This window comes from Pseudomonas nitroreducens NBRC 12694 (assembly GCF_002091755.1).
In the GTDB taxonomy this organism is placed as follows: domain Bacteria; phylum Pseudomonadota; class Gammaproteobacteria; order Pseudomonadales; family Pseudomonadaceae; genus Pseudomonas; species Pseudomonas nitroreducens.
The window spans coordinates 325431-339953 of the sequence record NZ_BDAI01000003.1 but is presented as its reverse complement, the minus strand read 5'-3'; the positions used below and the strand labels follow the sequence as shown (position 1 = coordinate 339953).

Genomic DNA, 14523 nt, shown 5'->3' with positions numbered 1-14523 from the left:
AGCGATCTTCCAGATCAGACCGGTCCTATGTTACGTAAGGAATTTCCCATACATCAGCTTCCCGCTCGTACGAAACGAGCCAAGCTTCCAGGCGATCAATAGCAATGGTTCGAGCTCGCCGGGGAGACGACACAAAACCATACGAAAGGATAGGACTCCTGGAGCACCAGGAAGACGGGCCGGGAAAAGAAAAAACGGCCGAAACGAAAAAGCCCACCTCGAGAGGTGGGCTTTTTACAGCGGGCTTATCTTCAAGCCCGGATCGCGAAATTTCGCAATCCAAATATGGTGGGTCGTGTAGGATTCGAACCTACGACCAATTGGTTAAAAGCCAACTGCTCTACCGACTGAGCTAACGACCCAAAATTTGGTCGGGGTAGGGGGATTCGAACTCCCGACATCTTGCTCCCAAAGCAAGCGCGCTACCGGACTGCGCTATACCCCGTTTGAAAGTTGGCTCCGCGACCTGGACTCGAACCAGGGACCCAATGATTAACAGTCATTTGCTCTACCGACTGAGCTATCGCGGAACGACGAACCTTTCAATCTCTTCCACTTCGCTTCCGGCTTCACCGGAATCCCGTATCAGAGGCGCGCCATTTTACGTATATCGAAACGCCTGTCAACACTCTGATCCAAAAAGTTTTTCTTCGCTTTGCAGGGGCCGGGCTGATTGCTATATCTGCTTGGAAAAACACGAGTGATCCACCGCGGGTGTAAACGGAACGATCACGCACAGGATGGCCATGAGCAGCAAGGACACCCCACCGCCCTCCCCGATCGCCAGCCGGGTCATCCAGCCCCGCTTCGGCGAGTTGGTCCAGGGCTGCCGCCAATTGGCGATGAATCACATCGCCGAGCTCCTGGGCAATGTCTTCGCCCAGGTGGACGACACACTCTTCGAGTGCGCGGAAAAAGCCGAGAACAATCAGGTCCAGGCGCTGTTCTTCGACGCCATGCGCGAAGTCCGTCGTGAAAGACCTAACCTCGAGCGTTTCTACCACCAGCGTATCGCCCAGGGCCTGAGCGACTTCCTCGAAGGCAAGCTGCCCACCGCCGAGCCGCTGGAAGAGCTGGACATGGACCAGCTGACCCTGGTCGGCAACGACGAATACGAAGAGACCCTGCTGGTGACCAACATGGTCAACCAGGTACGCGCCCACTGTGCGCAATTGCTGTTCGCCCTCGATCAACGCCTGGCGCTGCTCAACAACGGCAGCAAGCTGGGCGAGGACCGCAACCCCTTCGGCCCGCACGCCGTTGCCCAGGCGTTCCGCGACACCCTGGCGCGCAGCGCTTTCCCTCTACGCATCAAGACCATCCTGTACGTCCTGTTCGATCAGCAGGTCATGCAGCATCTTCAGCCGCTCTTTGAACAGCTGAACAAACGGTTGGCCGACGGCGGCGTCCTGCCGAACCTCAAGTACCGCCCGCAGGGGCAACGCTCGGTGTCTGCGCCGCCGCCCCGCTCCGTGACGGATGAGAAGGACGCAGGGGCGACGAACGGCATTCCATCGGCACCACAGAGCTATGCCACCGGCGACCTGCCGGAGATCCCGCCCGGAGACCGCAATGCGCTGTTCGGCGGGCTCGCCGTGCTGCTTGCCGAACGCCGTCGACGCGGAGACAAGGCCACGCTGTTCGGCAACACCCAGAGCATTGTCAGCTTCGGCCCGAGTTCCGCCACGACGACCTACAGCGCCAACGAGCTACTGGAAGCCTTGAACCGGCTGCAGCGCGAATCGGCCCAGGAACTGGCCCAGCGCCTGCGCCAGCCGCAGCCGGTCGATGCATTGAAGGCCGACCTGCAGCGCCAGCTGGAGGCCGGCAGCGCCCAGCCGAAGAACACTCGGCTGACCGACCAGGAAGCCGACGTCATCGACCTGGTGGGCATGGTCTTCGACTTCATCCTCGATGACGAGAACCTGCCTGACAGCTGCAAGACCACACTTTCCCACCTGCACACGCCCTTCCTCAAGGTGGCGCTGCTGGACAAGCAACTGTTCACCCAGCACCACCATCCGGCTCGCAAGCTGCTCAACGCCATGGCCCAGGCCGGCGTGCTCTACGGCGGAGAGGGCGAGGAGCGCGCACTGCTGGCGAAGATGCACTGGGTGGTCGAGCGGGTGATCCAGGACTTCGTCGGCGACCTTTCGCTGTTCGACACCCTGCTGGGGGACTTCAACGAATACGTCACCAACCTGCGACAGAAGGTCGAGTTGCGCGAGCGCCGCGCCATGGAGGCCGCGCGCGGTCGCGACCGCCTCCTCGCCGCACGGGAGCAGGCGCTGGACGCCATTACCAAGGTGACCCACGAGCGCGAACTGCCGGAACTGGTGCGTAATTTCCTCGAAATGAGCTGGTGTGATGCTCTCACCTTCATCGTCCTGCGCAGCGGAGAGCACAGCGACGAATGGAGGCGTGCCTGCGAGGTAGCCGAGCAGTTGGCCTGGAGCGTGACACCGCTGGATGCCGACGGTCGCGATCATCTGCAAGCGATCCGCCTGGCCCTGCTGGAAGACCTGCGCAGGGGGCTGGAGGTGCTGGGCGGCTACCACGAGGACGGAATCCGCCGGCTGCTACAGGACCTGGTCGCCTGCCAGCACGCGATTCAGGCGCAGAAGCCGCAGATCGCCGCACAACTCAAGCAGGAACTGCCGGAAAGCCCGCTGGGCGCCATGCTTGGTGCCGAAGGGCACACGCTGGTCAAACCCGATAGCGAGGCACTCTCCGAGCGCGTGCGGGTATTGATGAAAGAGCTGAGCCACCTGGAGTTCGGCACCTGGTTCGAGTTCGGCGACACCACTCCGGCTCGCCGGCTCAAGCTTTCGTGGTTCAGCCCGACCACGCGCAACTATATGTTCGTCGACCACACCGGGCAGCGCGTGGCGGTCAAACCGATAGTGCAGTTGGCCCAGGAGATGGAAGCGGGCAAGGTCCGCCTGGTACCGACGGAACAGTCCGCCCCGCTGATGGATCGCGCCTTGAATGCGATCTACCGGGTCCTGCAACGCATTACCTCCGGGCGCAGCCCGGCACAGACCTGAGGAAGCAGTCGATGGGAGAGCGTCGCCAGCACAGCCGGCAGCAGACCGGGCTGACCGTGGAAGTCTTCGACCGCCATACCGGGCGCAGCCTGGGTCGACTCGCCGACCTCTCTGCCGAGGGGTTCATGCTCTGTGGCGTGGACGTCCCGGAGGCTGATTCCGTCTGGGATTGCCAGCTCGTGCCGGCCCCGCCGCTGGACGAGATAGGCGAAATCCATCTGGGCGCGGACTGCCTGTGGAGCCGTGCCGGCGCCGATGGCCAACTGGGCTGGGCGGGTTTCCATATCATCGATATCGCCGAGGACCAGGCCGAACTGGTCGAGCAACTGCTCACCCTGCTCGGCGGTTCCCGCAAGACCATCTGATCGCCCCTCTGGCGGCAAGCCAAAAGCACAGGCGCAAGCGAAGGCCTTTTCCCCTGGCGCAGAAAAAAGCCCGCCGATGGGCGGGCTTTTTTCGTGGAGCGGTGATCAGGAGAAGACGATCTCGTCGTTCTCGACCTTGGCGTGAATCTTCGCGCCAGGGTTGAACCTGCCGGCCAGAATCAACTGCGCCAACGGGTTCTCGATCCAGCGCTGGATCGCACGCTTGAGCGGCCGCGCGCCGTACACCGGATCGAAGCCAACGGCGATCAGCTTGTCCATCGCCTCGTCGCTCAGCTCCAGGCTCAGCTCGCGCTCGGCCAGGCGCTTGCGCAAGCGGCCCATCTGAATCCGAGCGATGCCGGCGATCTGATCGCGGGCAAGCGGTTCGAAGACCACCACTTCGTCGATCCGGTTGATGAATTCCGGGCGGAAGTGCGCATTCACCGCGTCCATGACCGCAGCATGCTGAGCCTCACGGTCGCCGACCAGTTCCTGGATCTGCGCAGAGCCCAGATTCGAGGTCATCACCACCACGGTGTTGCGGAAGTCCACCGTACGGCCGTGGCTATCGGTCAGACGACCGTCTTCCAGCACCTGCAGCAGGACGTTGAAAACGTCCGGATGGGCCTTCTCGACCTCGTCCAGCAGCACCACGGAGTAAGGCTTGCGGCGCACGGCTTCGGTCAGGTAGCCGCCCTCTTCATAGCCCACATAGCCCGGCGGTGCACCGATCAGGCGGGCCACGGAGTGTTTCTCCATGAACTCGGACATGTCGATACGCACCAGCGCTTCCTCGGTATCGAAGAGGAATTCGGCCAGGGCCTTACACAGCTCGGTCTTGCCCACCCCGGTCGGGCCGAGGAAGAGGAACGAGCCGCTGGGGCGATTCGGATCCGCGAGGCCCGCACGGGAACGGCGCACGGCGTTGGAGACGGCCACCACAGCTTCGTGCTGGCCGATGACGCGTTTGTGCAGCTCGTCTTCCATGCGCAGCAGCTTCTCGCGCTCGCCTTCGAGCATCTTGGAGACCGGAATGCCGGTCCACTTGGCGACGACCTCGGCGATTTCCTCGTCGGTCACCTTGTTACGCAGCAGCTGCTTCTCGGTCTGGCCGTGCTGGTCGACCATCTGCAGGCTGCGTTCCAGGTCCGGAATGGTCTGGTACTGGATGCGCGCCATGGTTTCCAGGTCGCCCTTGCGCCGCGCGGTTTCCATTTCCTGCTTGGCCTGCTCGATCTTCTGCTGGATCTGCGCGGAACCCTGGACCTCGGCTTTCTCCGACTTCCAGATTTCCTCGAGGTCAGCGTACTCGCGCTCGAGCTTGGCGATGTCTTCTTCGAGCTTGGCGAGGCGCTTCTTGGTGGCCTCGTCATCCTCTTTTTTCAGTGCCTCGCGCTCGATCTTCAGCTGGATCAGGCGACGATCCAGGCGATCGAGTTCCTCCGGCTTGGAGTCGATCTCCATGCGGATGCGGCTCGCCGCCTCGTCGATCAGGTCGATGGCCTTGTCCGGCAGCTGACGGTCGGTGATGTAGCGGTGGCTGAGCTTGGCCGCGGCGATGATCGCGCCGTCGGTGATGGTGACGCCGTGGTGCACCTCGTAGCGCTCTTTCAGGCCACGCAGGATGGCGATGGTGTCTTCCTCGCTCGGCTCATCCACCAGCACTTTCTGGAAGCGGCGCTCCAGGGCGGCGTCCTTCTCGATGTACTGGCGGTACTCGTCCAGGGTGGTGGCGCCGACGCAATGCAGCTCGCCACGGGCCAGGGCTGGCTTGAGCATGTTGCCGGCGTCCATGGCGCCCTCTGCCTTGCCGGCACCGACCATGGTGTGCAGTTCGTCGATGAACAGGATGATCCGGCCTTCCTGCTTGGACAGCTCGTTGAGTACCGCCTTCAGGCGCTCCTCGAACTCACCGCGGAACTTGGCGCCGGCGATCAGCGCGCCCATGTCCAGCGCCAGCAGGCGCTTGTCCTTCAGGCCGTCGGGGACTTCACCGTTGACGATGCGCTGGGCCAGGCCTTCGACAATGGCGGTCTTGCCGACGCCGGGCTCGCCAATCAGCACGGGGTTGTTCTTGGTGCGGCGCTGCAGGACCTGGATGGTCCGGCGGATTTCGTCGTCACGGCCGATCACCGGGTCGAGCTTGCCGTCCTCGGCGCGCTTGGTCATGTCGACGGTGTATTTGTCCAGCGCCTGGCGCGAGTCCTCGGCATTGGGGTCGTTCACCGCCTCGCCGCCGCGCAGGTTGACCACGGCGTTTTCCAGGGCCTTCTTGGAGACGCCCTGGCTGGTCAACAACTTGCCCAGCTTGGTGCTGTCGTCCATGGCGGCCAGCAGCACGAGCTCACTGGAGATAAACTGGTCGCCCTTCTGCTGGGCCAGGCGATCCGCCTGATTGAGCAGGCGCGCCAGGTCCTGCGACAGGTTCACGTCGCCGGTGGGATTCTGGATCTTCGGCAGCGTGTCCATCTCTTTATTGAGCGAGGCGCGCAGCGCGGGAATGTCGAAGCCTACCTGCATCAGCAGGGGCTTGATGGAGCCGCCCTGCTGCTCGATGAGCGCAGACAGCAGGTGCACCGGCTCGATGGCCGGGTGGTCATGTCCAACGGCCAGGGACTGGGCATCGGAGAGGGCAAGCTGGAGCTTGCTGGTCAAACGGTCGATTCGCATGAGGGTCGTCCTTCCTTTCAATAGCGGGCCGGAGCGATGAGTGCCCCTGATCACGACTAACCCGCCGGGATGCGAGATAGATAAGGACGATTTTGGTCGGTTCAAGCCATTTGGCCATGACACCCGTCAGTTCGTGCCTACAGAAAGGCCATTAGGAGCGGGTCTGCGAACCTGAACCACGGGAGAAACCTGTAGGAGCGGGCTTGCCTGCGAATCGCTTGTTGCCGTGTTGCCCGGCGACGTTCGCGAGCCAGCCCGCTCCTGCGAAAAGCAGATCAGCTCAGCCAGATCAGGCTCGCCAGGCGGCCGGTGCGGGAGCTGCGGCGATAGGAATAGAACCGCTCGGTCTCGGTAAAGGTACAGAAATCACCGCCGTAAACAGCCGTCACGCCTTTCGCCGCGAGGCGTATGCGCGCCAGCTCATAGATGTCCGCCATGAACTTGTCGGCCTTGGTGCCGAGCAGGAAGGCGCGCTCGGCCTCGGCATGCTCGGCCAGGAAGGCTTCGCGAACTTCCGCGCCGACTTCGAAGGCCTGCGGGCCGATGGAAGGGCCGAGCCAGACGAGCAGTTCTCTCGGCGCGACGCCCATGGCGTTCACGGTCGCCTCCAGCACGCCACCAGCCAGCCCGCGCCAACCGGCGTGGGCAGCACCAACCCGGGTACCAGCGCGGTCACAGAATAGCGCCGGCAGGCAGTCGGCGGTCATGATGGTACAGGCGATGCCTGGCGCAGCACTCCAACTGGCATCCGCAATGGCGACGGCGGACGGATCGGCCTCGACCACCTCGATGCCATGCACCTGGCTCAGCCAGGCCGGCTGGCAACCCAGTTCGGCAGTCAGGCGACGGCGATTCTCGAAGACGGCCGCCGGCTCGTCACCGACATGGTCACCGAGGTTGAAGCTGTCGAAAGGCTCGACGCTGACGCCACCGGCACGGGTAGTCACGCAGGCGCGGACATTCTCCGGAGCCGGCCAGTCAGGCGTCAGCCAGGGCGTCATACGAAGGACTCGTTGTCCTGCCGCAGCAGGCTCAGCAGCCAGGTGAAATCGTCCGGCAGCGGCGATTCCCACTTCATGCGCACGCCGGTGGCCGGGTGGTCCAGCTCCAGGAAGCGCGCATGCAGGGCCTGGCGCGGGAAGTCGCGCAAGGACTCGACAAGGGTCGGGCTGGCACCCGGCGGAATGCGGAAGCGCCCGCCGTAGGTGGGATCGCCTACCAGCGGGTGGCCGATATGCGTCATATGGACGCGGATCTGGTGGGTACGGCCAGTTTCCAGCTTCACCCGGGTGTGGGTGTGCGCGCGGAAGCGCTCCAGCACGCGGTAATGGCTGATGGCGACCTTGCCGGTCTCGATCACCGCCATCTTCTGCCGTTGCACACCGTGACGACCGATGGGCGCGTCGACGGTGCCCCCGGCGACGATGACGCCGGTGACGATGGCTTCGTAGATGCGGCTGACCGAGCGCGCCTGCAACTGCGCGACGAGATTGGTGTGGGCCTCCAGGGTCTTGGCGACCACCATCAGGCCGGTAGTGTCCTTGTCCAGGCGGTGCACGATGCCGGCGCGCGGCACGTTGGCCAGGTGCGGCACGTGGTGCAGCAGCGCATTGAGCAAAGTGCCATCCTGGTGGCCCGCGGCGGGATGAACCACCAGGCCGGTCGGCTTGTCGATGACCAGGATGTGATCGTCTTCGTAGACGATGTCCAGCTCGATGTCCTGGGCAACCCATTCACCCTGGGCCTCCAACTCGACATCCAGTTCCAGGCGCGAGCCGGCATGGACAATGTCGCGCGGGCGCAGCACGGCGCCGTCGACCTTGAGACGGCCGTCCTTGATCCAGCCAGCCAGGCGGGAACGGGAGTGGTCGGAGAAGAGCTGGGCGGCGACCTGGTCGAGACGCTGACCACCGAGGTCGAACGGCACTTCTGCCGCGAGTTGGATCATATTGGACATGACTGGACACGAAGGGCGCGCGGCCTTTTGGTTCGGCTGTGCGCTGTGGTTAAATACGGGGCCTTTGTCCCAGGGGTATCCCTGGGGCGCCAATCATAACAGACGGTTGCGGCCGCGACAGCCGACCGTCCAGGGACGCAAGCCGCCATGCAAGTGAAACACCTGCTGCTGATCGCCACCCTCGCCTTCGTTACCGCCTGCTCCTCCAAGGGCGAGAAGGTGGATGAGAACCTGAGCGAAAGCCAGCTGTACCAGCAGGCCCAGGAAGACCTCAATAACAAGAGCTACACCAACGCCGTCGCCAAGCTGAAGGCGCTGGAGTCCCGCTATCCCTTCGGCCGCTATGCCGAGCAGGCCCAGTTGGAACTGATCTACGCCAACTACAAGAACATGGAGCCCGAGGCCGCTCGCGCTTCCGCCGAGCGCTTCATCCGCCTGCACCCGCAGCACCCGAACGTCGACTACGCCTACTACCTCAAGGGCCTCGCCTCCTTCGACCAGGACCGCGGCCTGCTGGCGCGCTTCCTGCCGCTGGACATGACCAAGCGCGACCCAGGCGCCGCCCGCGACTCGTTCAATGAGTTCGCCCAACTGGTCAGCCGCTACCCCAACAGCCGCTACGCCCCGGACGCCAAGGCGCGCATGATCTACCTGCGCAACCTGCTGGCAGCCTACGAAGTGCACGTCGGCCACTACTACCTCAAGCGCCAGGCCTACGTCGCCGCCGCCAACCGCGGCCGCTACGTGGTCGAGAACTTCCAGGAAACCCCGGCCGTCGGCGATGGCCTGGCGATCATGGTCGAGGCCTACCAGCGTCTGGGCCTGAACGACCTGGCCGATTCCAGCCTGGAAACCCTGAAGGCGAACTACCCGGACAATCCCAGTCTCAAGGATGGCCAGTTCGTTCCGCGTGAAGACGAAGCCGACAACCGTTCCTGGCTGGCCAAGGCCACCCTGGGCCTGATCGAAACCAACGATGCCCCGCCGCACATGGAAACCCAGGCATCCAAGGACGTGATCAAGCAGTACGAGGACGCCGAACAGCAGATCCCCGCTGAGCTCAAGCCCGAGAACCAGAGCGACGTGGAAGAGGAACAGCACGAGTCCGAAGGCAACTCCGGCAGCAGCAACCGTTCCTGGTTCAGCTACATGACCTTCGGTATCTTCGACTGATACCGTCGGGTTCGACGAAAAAGGGAGGCTTCGGCCTCCCTTTTTTCATCCTGAATAGATTCAAGGGTCTTTTACCCCTGATCGGCGGAGCGTACACGGGCTCACTGTGCGCCACCGCGAGGCTTGGATAAACTGCCGCTCTTTATGCACAAGGGATTGCCATGACCCGTCTGCTGTTCTGGATCGCCCTCTTCGCCTTCGGTTGGTGGCTGTGGCGCAAGGCCACCCGACCGGCGCGCCCCGTCGAGAAGCCCAAGGGCGACGACCCCGCCGCGCCGATGGTCCGCTGCGCACAGTGCGGCGTGCACGTGCCGCAGAGCCACGCCCTGCAGGACGAGAGCAAGTGGTACTGCAGCCGCGCGCACCTCGAACAGGACCGCACCGACCGTGGTCGCTGAAGGGATCTCCCTCACGGGCCAGGGCCTGCGGGTCCTGCGCCTGTACCACCTGTATCGCCTGACCATCGGCCTGGTGCTGGTACTGCTGATCTCCAGCAGCCTGGATGACGAATTGCTCAAGCTGGCCCACCCCGAGCTTTTCCATGTCGGCTGCTGGGTCTACCTGATCCTCAACATCCTGATCGCCGTGCTGATGCCGACACCGCGCCAGCTGCTGCCGCTGTTCATCCTGGCAGCGCTGGACATACTCCTGCTCAGCGCGCTGTTCTATACCGCCGGCGGCATCCCCAGTGGCATCGGCAACTTGATGGTGGTCGCCGTGGCCATTGCCAACATCCTGCTGCGCGGGCGCATCGGCCTGCTGATCGCCGCCATCGCCGCCATCAACCTGATCTACCTGACCTTCTACCTGAGCCTCAGCCAGGTCACCGCCCTCAACCACTACGTGCAGGCCGGCGGCCTGGGCGCCCTGAGCTTCGCCTCGGCCCTGCTGATCCAGGCCCTGGCTCGGCGCCAGCAGGTCGTCGAGAGCATTGCCGAGCAACGTGCCACCACGGTCGCCAACCTCGAAGAGCTCAACGCACTGATCCTGCAGCGCATGCGCACCGGCATCCTGGTATTGGGCGATCGCCACCGCGTGCTGCTGGCCAACCAGAGCGCCACTACGCTGCTGGGTGGCCACGACCTGCCCGGCCACTCGCTGGCCGAGTACAGCCCGCAGCTCGTCTCCAGCCTGCAGCAATGGCAGCAGAATCCCGCCCTGCGCCCGCCAAGCCTGCAACCTGCGGAGTCCGGCCCGACCGTACAGCCCAGCTTCATCCCCCTGCGCCGGGGCAACGAACAGCATATCCTGATGTTCCTCGAGGACATCTCGCAGATCGCCCAGCAGGCCCAGCAGCTCAAGCTTGCGGCGCTTGGCCGGCTGACCGCCGGCATTGCCCATGAGATCCGCAACCCACTGGGCGCGATCAGCCATGCGGCGCAGTTGCTGCTGGAGTCCGAAGAGCTGGACAAGCCCGACCGACGCCTGACGCAGATCATCCAGGACCAGTCGCGGCGCATGAACCTGGTCATCGAGAACGTCCTGCAGCTGTCGCGCCGACGCCAGTCCGAACCGCAACTGCTCGACCTGAAATACTGGCTGCACCGCTATGCCGGCGAAATGCGCGAGGGCCTGCGCGAGGGACAGCAGATCCACGTGGAGACCGGCCAGGGCACCGTGCAGACGCGCATGGACCCGCATCAGTTGACGCAGGTACTGACCAACCTCGTGCAGAATGGGTTACGGTACAGCACCCAGAAGAACGGCACCGGCCAGGTCTGGCTGCGCCTGTACCGCGACAGCGAGACCGACTTGCCCGTGCTGGAAGTGCTCGACGACGGCCCCGGCATCAGCGCCGAACAGCGGGGAAAACTGTTCGAGCCGTTCTTCACCACCGAAAGCAAGGGCACAGGCCTTGGCCTGTACATCTCCCGCGAGCTGTGCGAAAGCAATCAGGCTCGACTGGACTACAAGACGCGTGACGAAGGCGGCAGTTGCTTCCGCATCACCTTCGCCCACCCGCGCAAACAAAGCTAAGAAGACGCAAAGAACATGAGCCGTCAAAAAGCCCTGATCGTCGACGACGAACCCGACATTCGCGAGCTGCTGGAAATCACCCTCGGCCGCATGAAGCTGGACACCCGCAGCGCCCGCAACGTCAAGGAAGCCCGCGACTTCCTGGCCCGCGAGCCGTTCGACTTCTGCCTCACCGACATGCGCCTGCCCGACGGCACCGGCCTGGACCTGGTGCAATACATCCAGCAACGCCATCCTCAGATGCCGGTGGCGATGATCACCGCCTTCGGCAGCCTGGATACCGCGGTGCAGGCGCTCAAGGCCGGCGCCTTCGACTTCCTGACCAAGCCTGTGGACCTCGCCCGTCTGCGCGAGCTGGTGAACTCCGCCCTGCGCCTGCGCTCGCCGGAAGCCGAGGAAGCGCCGGTGGACAGCCGCCTGCTCGGCGACTCCCCACCCATGCGCACCCTGCGCAACCAGGTGGCCAAGCTGGCCCGCAGCCAGGCGCCGGTTTATATCAGCGGCGAATCCGGCAGCGGCAAGGAACTGGTGGCCCGGCTGATCCACGAGCAGGGCCCGCGGGAGGTACAGACCTTCGTGCCGGTCAACTGCGGCGCCATCCCGTCGGAGCTGATGGAAAGCGAGTTCTTCGGCCACAAGAAAGGCAGCTTCACCGGCGCCGTGGAAGACAAGCTGGGCCTGTTCCAGGCAGCGAACGGCGGCACCCTGTTCCTCGACGAGGTGGCCGACCTGCCGCTGCCGATGCAGGTCAAGCTGCTGCGCGTCATCCAGGAAAAGGCCGTGCGCGCCGTGGGGGGCCAGCAGGAGGTCGCGGTGGACGTGCGCATCCTCTGTGCGACGCACAAGGACCTGGCCGCCGAAGTGGCCGCCGGGCGCTTCCGTCAGGACCTCTACTATCGCCTGAACGTCATCGAGTTGCGGGTTCCGCCCCTGCGCGAGCGTCGTGAAGACATCCCGCTGCTGACCGATCGCGTACTCAAGCGCCTGGCCGGCGACAGCGGGCTGACAGCCGCCTCGGTCAGCGCCGACGCCCTGGAGAAGCTCAAGAGCTACCGCTTCCCGGGCAACGTGCGGGAGCTGGAGAACATGCTCGAGCGCGCCTACACGCTTTGCGAAGACGACGTTATCCAGCCCCACGACCTGCGTCTGGCCGAGACAGGTACCGCGGACGGCGGTGGCGAAGCCAGCCTGGCGCAGATCGACAACCTCGAGGACTACCTCGAGGACATCGAACGCAAGCTGATCATGCAGGCCCTGGAAGAGACGCGCTGGAACCGCACCGCGGCGGCGCAGCGCCTGGGCCTGACCTTCCGCTCCATGCGCTACCGCCTGAAGAAGCTGGGGATCGACTGATCCCCCCAGCCGCCCCTAGACGATGGGCGTCGCCACCAGGCGCCCTTCCGGCGCGTAAGGCGCCGCTTCGATGATCGGCGAGCGTTTCTGCATCACGTCCGCCAGCAACTGGCAGGACGCCGGCGCCAGCACCAGGCCATTGCGATAGTGACCAGTGTTCAGCCACAGGCCCTGATGGCCGGGCACCTCGCCAATAAAGGGAATGCCCTGTGGCGAGCCCGGGCGCAGCCCGGCCCAGTGATTCACCGGCTCCCTGCCCGCCAGCGCGGGGATCAGCTCCTCTGCCGAGGCACGCAGGCTGCTCAAGGCCTCACCCGTCGGAGTCTTGTCGAAACCGGCATGCTCCAGCGTGCTGCCTACCAGGATGTGCCCATCGCGGCGCGGAATCGCGTAGCGACCTTTGGCCAGCACCATGCTGGAGAGGAAGTCCGGGGCGCAGCGGTAAAGGATCATCTGCCCCTTCACCGGCTCCACCGGCAGCTGCAGGCCCAGCTTCGCCAACAACTCGCCGCTCCAGGCACCGGCCGCCAGCACCACTGAATCGGCAATGAAATCGCCCTGCTCAGTGCACACGCCGTTCACGCGCTCGCCCTCGCGCAGGAAGCCGGTCACCTCGACCTGCTCGCGCACGCTGACATTTGGAAGTCGCAGCAGCGCCTCGCGCAGCGACTTGGCCAGGCGCGGATTGCGCACGTTGGCCACCCCGGACATGTACACGGCACGCTCGAAGCCCTGCCCCAGCACCGGAACGGCCTCATGCACAGCGCCGATGTCCACCTCCGCAAGTGGGCGGCCATGGGCCTTGGCCCAGGCCAGCGCCTCGGCCTGGTCATCGAGGTCCAGCCAGTAGAGACCCGTGACATGTACTTCCGGGTCAAGCCCGGTATCGGTGAGCAGTCGGTCACCCAGCCGCGGGTAGAAGTCCTGCGACCAGTGGGCCAGGTTGGCGACCGCCGCACTGTAGCGCCACGGATAAAGCGGCGAGACGATGCCACCGCCAGCCCAGGACGCTTCACGCCCGGTCTCGCCCTTCTCCAGCAGCACCACCTCGGCACCTGCCTGCCCCAGAGTCCAGGCAGTCAGCATCCCGACTACCCCACCGCCCACCACGATCATGTCCGGCATACCACGCCCCACATCACAGGAAAATCAACGGCCCATCGCCGGCCGCACACTATACCGGGCCTGGTTCGTTGACGGAGCACGACGGAAGTCGATGCGGCATCGGACCGCTCCTACATCCTTAATCCAACTCGACCACAAGCGCCCGCCCGTTCGCGGCCAATACTTCCCGCACCTCAACTGCCCGGAAGCGAACCATGACCAGGGAACGTGGCCTCACCCTTGTCGAACTGCTGTTCACCCTCGCGATACTCGCCATCGTACTGTCCGTCGCCGCTCCGTCCTTGAGCGAACTCCTGCGCGACCAGCGAGCGAGCGTCGCCACCCAGGAGCTGCGCAACACACTGGACTTCGCCCGCGAATCGGCCGTGCACAGCGGACAATCGATCAGCATCGCAGCAACTCGTGCTGACTGGGCCGCCGGCTGGGAAGCCTTCGTCGATCCTGGCAATCGCGGCTCCCGCGACCCACAACAACCTCCGCTCGCCGCTCACGACGCCCTGAGCGGCATCAGCATCCGCACCGACAGCACCTCGCGCCGCTACATTCACTTCACCCCTCGCGGTAACGCGATCCAGCCCAACGGTGCCTTTCACTCCGGCACGCTGACTCTCTGCGGCGAGGGCCGAACGAGCTATCGGATCGTGTTCAACAAGGCCGGGCGCATTCGCACCGAACCCGGGATCACCGAAGACCTCTGCCCCCACTGACCGACTTCGCACGCTTTCAGCGACAGGGATCACATAACGTCAGGGCACATGACCGAACATCGCCCTATCGCGAACGGTCATCCATACAAAACAGACATTTCCTACTGGACCGGGCAGCATTACCTCTATCTAAAAAGCGAGGAATGCGC

General features: G+C 64.3%; 11 protein-coding genes and 3 tRNA genes. 7 read left to right on the top strand and 7 right to left on the bottom strand.

What is annotated here, in order from left to right:
• Nucleotides 1-286 precede the first annotated feature (286 nt).
• The 3 genes from PNI01S_RS10715 to PNI01S_RS10705 all read right to left on the bottom strand — a co-directional run bounded on the left by PNI01S_RS10715 (nt 287) and on the right by PNI01S_RS10705 (nt 530).
• Nucleotides 287-362, bottom strand: a tRNA-Lys gene (locus PNI01S_RS10715).
• Nucleotides 363-368: 6 nt separating this feature from the next.
• A tRNA-Pro gene (locus PNI01S_RS10710) sits at nt 369-445 on the bottom strand.
• Nucleotides 446-454: 9 nt separating this feature from the next.
• Nucleotides 455-530, bottom strand: a tRNA-Asn gene (locus PNI01S_RS10705).
• A gap of 216 nt (nt 531-746) precedes the next feature.
• On the opposite strand from PNI01S_RS10705, the gene PNI01S_RS10700 reads away from it, so the two are divergent.
• Nucleotides 747-3047, top strand: a complete 2301-nt coding sequence (locus PNI01S_RS10700) for a DUF1631 domain-containing protein (protein WP_024763103.1) — start codon at nt 747-749, stop codon at nt 3045-3047.
• An 11-nt stretch (nt 3048-3058) separates the two neighbouring features.
• Complete coding sequence (locus PNI01S_RS10695) at nt 3059-3412, top strand: PilZ domain-containing protein (protein WP_024763102.1); 354 nt, start codon at nt 3059-3061, stop codon at nt 3410-3412.
• Nucleotides 3413-3517: 105 nt separating this feature from the next.
• Here PNI01S_RS10695 and clpB read toward each other — a convergent pair whose 3' ends face one another.
• The 3 genes from clpB to rluD all read right to left on the bottom strand — a co-directional run bounded on the left by clpB (nt 3518) and on the right by rluD (nt 8039).
• Entirely contained in the window at nt 3518-6082 is a 2565-nt protein-coding gene (gene clpB, locus PNI01S_RS10690) for an ATP-dependent chaperone ClpB (protein ID WP_024763101.1), read from the bottom strand.
• Nucleotides 6083-6357: 275 nt separating this feature from the next.
• A complete protein-coding gene (gene pgeF / locus PNI01S_RS10685; RefSeq protein WP_024763100.1) occupies nt 6358-7083 on the bottom strand; it encodes a peptidoglycan editing factor PgeF in 726 nt (241 codons plus the stop codon).
• A complete protein-coding gene (gene rluD / locus PNI01S_RS10680; RefSeq protein ID WP_024763099.1) occupies nt 7080-8039 on the bottom strand; it encodes a 23S rRNA pseudouridine(1911/1915/1917) synthase RluD in 960 nt (319 codons plus the stop codon). The genes pgeF and rluD overlap by 4 nt, the downstream gene beginning before the upstream one ends.
• A 147-nt stretch (nt 8040-8186) precedes the next feature.
• On the opposite strand from rluD, the gene PNI01S_RS10675 reads away from it, so the two are divergent.
• From PNI01S_RS10675 to PNI01S_RS10660, 4 genes are all read left to right on the top strand, one after another.
• Nucleotides 8187-9212 carry an outer membrane protein assembly factor BamD gene (locus PNI01S_RS10675; protein WP_024763098.1) on the top strand — a complete coding sequence of 342 codons (1026 nt, stop codon included), beginning with the start codon at nt 8187-8189 and terminating at the stop codon, nt 9210-9212.
• Between the two features lie 155 nt (nt 9213-9367).
• Nucleotides 9368-9610, top strand: coding sequence for a PP0621 family protein (locus PNI01S_RS10670; protein WP_024763097.1), 243 nt, complete (start codon nt 9368-9370; stop codon nt 9608-9610).
• Nucleotides 9600-11189, top strand: a complete 1590-nt coding sequence (locus tag PNI01S_RS10665) for a sensor histidine kinase (protein ID WP_024763096.1) — start codon at nt 9600-9602, stop codon at nt 11187-11189. Before PNI01S_RS10670 ends, PNI01S_RS10665 begins: the two co-directional genes overlap by 11 nt.
• A 15-nt stretch (nt 11190-11204) precedes the next feature.
• A complete protein-coding gene (locus PNI01S_RS10660; protein WP_024763095.1) occupies nt 11205-12542 on the top strand; it encodes a sigma-54-dependent transcriptional regulator in 1338 nt (445 codons plus the stop codon).
• Nucleotides 12543-12557: 15 nt separating this feature from the next.
• On the opposite strand, the gene thiO is transcribed toward PNI01S_RS10660, so the two are convergent.
• Nucleotides 12558-13667, bottom strand: coding sequence for a glycine oxidase ThiO (gene thiO, locus PNI01S_RS10655; RefSeq protein WP_024763094.1), 1110 nt, complete (start codon nt 13665-13667; stop codon nt 12558-12560).
• A gap of 194 nt (nt 13668-13861) precedes the next feature.
• On the opposite strand from thiO, the gene PNI01S_RS10650 reads away from it, so the two are divergent.
• Nucleotides 13862-14374: a GspH/FimT family pseudopilin gene (locus tag PNI01S_RS10650; RefSeq protein ID WP_084358186.1), complete on the top strand. Its 513-nt coding sequence runs from the start codon at nt 13862-13864 to the stop codon at nt 14372-14374.
• Nucleotides 14375-14523 lie beyond the last annotated feature (149 nt).

Bases quoted from the DNA above. Each gene is read 5' to 3' on its own strand.
- PNI01S_RS10700 (WP_024763103.1), top strand. From the start codon at position 747: ATGAGCAGCAAGGACACCCCACCGCCCTCCCCGATCGCCAGCCGGGTC.
- PNI01S_RS10695 (WP_024763102.1), top strand. From the start codon at position 3,059: ATGGGAGAGCGTCGCCAGCACAGCCGGCAGCAGACCGGGCTGACCGTG.
- clpB (WP_024763101.1), bottom strand. From the start codon at position 6,082: ATGCGAATCGACCGTTTGACCAGCAAGCTCCAGCTTGCCCTCTCCGAT.
- pgeF (WP_024763100.1), bottom strand. From the start codon at position 7,083: ATGACGCCCTGGCTGACGCCTGACTGGCCGGCTCCGGAGAATGTCCGC.
- rluD (WP_024763099.1), bottom strand. From the start codon at position 8,039: ATGTCCAATATGATCCAACTCGCGGCAGAAGTGCCGTTCGACCTCGGT.
- PNI01S_RS10675 (WP_024763098.1), top strand. From the start codon at position 8,187: ATGCAAGTGAAACACCTGCTGCTGATCGCCACCCTCGCCTTCGTTACC.
- PNI01S_RS10660 (WP_024763095.1), top strand. From the start codon at position 11,205: ATGAGCCGTCAAAAAGCCCTGATCGTCGACGACGAACCCGACATTCGC.
- thiO (WP_024763094.1), bottom strand. From the start codon at position 13,667: ATGCCGGACATGATCGTGGTGGGCGGTGGGGTAGTCGGGATGCTGACT.
- PNI01S_RS10650 (WP_084358186.1), top strand. From the start codon at position 13,862: ATGACCAGGGAACGTGGCCTCACCCTTGTCGAACTGCTGTTCACCCTC.